This window comes from Xenorhabdus innexi (assembly GCF_002632485.1).
GTDB lineage: Bacteria > Pseudomonadota > Gammaproteobacteria > Enterobacterales > Enterobacteriaceae > Xenorhabdus > Xenorhabdus innexi.
In genome coordinates this window covers 1-2,090 of sequence record NZ_NIBU01000146.1, presented here as the reverse complement: position 1 = coordinate 2,090, position 2,090 = coordinate 1, and the positions used below count along the sequence as shown (strand labels likewise).

Genomic DNA, 2,090 nt, shown 5'->3' with positions numbered 1-2,090 from the left:
TGGAACGTTTTTTCCGGAGCTTAAAAAGTGAATGGGTTCCTTCGGCGGGATATGCAAATTTTAGGGAAGTTCGCCATTCTATTATCCAATACATAACAGAGGTGGCTGATAGATTCTCCCTGGCAAACGGACAATATCCCTCTATGAGAAAGGTTCGGAGTCCAGTCATGTGATCTGAATCCGGGGTCAAAGCACCAGAACCAAAGGGTCTTGTTCCCTTTTTTCAGATTTGAATCCTGCTCGTTTATAAAATGGATAACTCCTGTCACTTGGCCATACAACTAACAACTCGCACTTATCAGCAATTGCTTGGTCTTTGACAAAACTCAATAATTTCTCACCAACCCCATGATTCCGGTAAGCAGGTCTTACGTAGACATTCGTGACATATCCCCAGCAACCATTGATTTCGTATGGGGAAGGTATTTTATTCACTAAAATCAGAGAAATAACACCTATCAACTCTGCATCTTTTTCAGCAACGAAGTTGATTAAGTTCCCCATAGCTTCTAGTTCCCTCTCTCTTTTCAGAAATTGCTCTGTAAAATGGGCTTTATCTATAGGTAGCTCTGTTTCTTCATCATCGCTGCATAAAGCCCAGCGTAGTTCGGCGAGTGCGGGTAATTCGGCAATGATGGATTTACGTATATTGATTTTATTACAATCCAGGGAGCCGCCTGATTTCATGTCTATGCCTTACGTTATTTATAATTCTGCAGCGTTTAGTCCTGATGTGCTGCTTTTAACCTGAGAATAGTTTGTCGGGTAGTGCTGAATTCACGGGCCACAGCACTCACAGTTATCCCCATACTGAGTCGTTCCAGTTCTGTTCATCATTCAGCGCAGAAGGGCGTCCAAAACGTTTCACTGATGCCCTGGCCCGTGCAATACCGGCGTGTGTGCGCTCGATTAGCAGATCCTTCTCAAACTCAGCGACAGCCGAGATCACCTGCATGGTCATTTTTCCTGCTGAACTTGTCAGATCAACCCCACCAAGTGCTAGGCAGTGAACTCAGATTTCTCGGTTTTCCAAATCTTCGACTGTTCTTCTGACATCCATTGCATTTCGTCTTAACCAATCAAGTCATGTAACCACCAAAATATCACCACCTTCCATCCTATCCAACAGACGATTAAACACGGGGCGTTCATAAGCTGTTACCGCACCACTGATATTCTCTTCCATCACGCGGTGTGTCTGGATATTAAATCCAGCCACCTTGATCTCCCGACGTAGGTTTTCCGTTGTTTGTTCCATTTGTTCCAAAGTAGAAACACGGCAGTATGTCATTTTCAGAAGGCGACTGCACGGAATATTAAGAGCGTAAAATGGATGAGGGATATAGATTTGTTTCACTGTAGCTCAGTATTTGCAGGTCTTACTCTCAGAATCGTTCGGTTTCGAACATAAAGTGCCAGTGCAGCCGACTTCTGACATTCCGTGCCGTCGTCTTTTGAAAATGACATCCACGGTGAATGAAGTGATAACAAAACGAATAGCGAAAAAACAGCAGATACAATGGAGCCAGCAAGTAGCGCACTGTTTCTTACAAACACGGGTAGCGGTCTTAAATGGCGAGTTGGTAGGTTTATTCCATCGTTGGTATCCCAAATTGAAGAACACAGAGACAGAGATTATGGCGGCGTAAAATACCTCACAGTATTTCATGCTCTCGTTTGATTCCTCCTGGCAGATGAGGCGAGGATTGTTATCACCGGAGTACACAACAAACATCAATCAACTTCCTAGTGGTGTATTCTGCAATTAATGACATCACTTTGTATTCCCACGGTAAAGCCACTTAAAAGGTTTAGCTAATACCCGGTTGTAATATTCGATATATTTTAAAATGCATGTCCGTAATATCGCTTTGCTGCTGACGGAAAGCCGCCTGAGCAAATGTCGGGAGACCAGACTGAACCAACATTCAATTTGATTTAACCAGGAAGCGTGTTTGGGGGTATAAACGAATCGGATCCGATGTGTCGGGTCTGATAGAAACTGCATGCGTGTCTCCATGGATTGAAGCGTTCCCCACTGGCCTTTCACTCCCAGTCCCTCATTAAGACCACAGGCTTCGGCAATGAAT

The 2,090-nt window shown here is 44.1% G+C and carries 3 protein-coding genes and 2 pseudogenes; 2 read left to right on the top strand and 3 right to left on the bottom strand.

Annotated elements, in window-relative coordinates; genetic code table 11:
• Window positions 1-186: 186 nt before the first annotated feature.
• Both Xinn_RS20540 and Xinn_RS20535 read right to left on the bottom strand, forming a co-directional pair.
• On the bottom strand, window positions 187-687 hold the full coding sequence (locus Xinn_RS20540; protein ID WP_099137796.1) for a GNAT family N-acetyltransferase: 501 nt from the start codon (window positions 685-687) through the stop codon (window positions 187-189).
• Between the two features lie 35 nt (window positions 688-722).
• Window positions 723-1,291: pseudogene (locus Xinn_RS20535) on the bottom strand (recombinase family protein).
• A gap of 175 nt (window positions 1,292-1,466) precedes the next feature.
• On the opposite strand from Xinn_RS20535, the pseudogene Xinn_RS20530 reads away from it, so the two are divergent.
• Window positions 1,467-1,649 (top strand): annotated as a pseudogene (locus Xinn_RS20530) (ISKra4 family transposase); the annotation flags it as partial.
• 18 nt (window positions 1,650-1,667) lie between these two features.
• Window positions 1,668-1,769, top strand: a complete 102-nt coding sequence (locus tag Xinn_RS23635) for a DUF4113 domain-containing protein (protein WP_099137795.1) — start codon at window positions 1,668-1,670, stop codon at window positions 1,767-1,769.
• Window positions 1,770-1,774: 5 nt separating this feature from the next.
• Here Xinn_RS23635 and Xinn_RS23630 read toward each other — a convergent pair.
• On the bottom strand, window positions 1,775-2,090 hold a 316-nt coding region (locus Xinn_RS23630; protein WP_211285986.1), incomplete at its 5' end, for a transposase.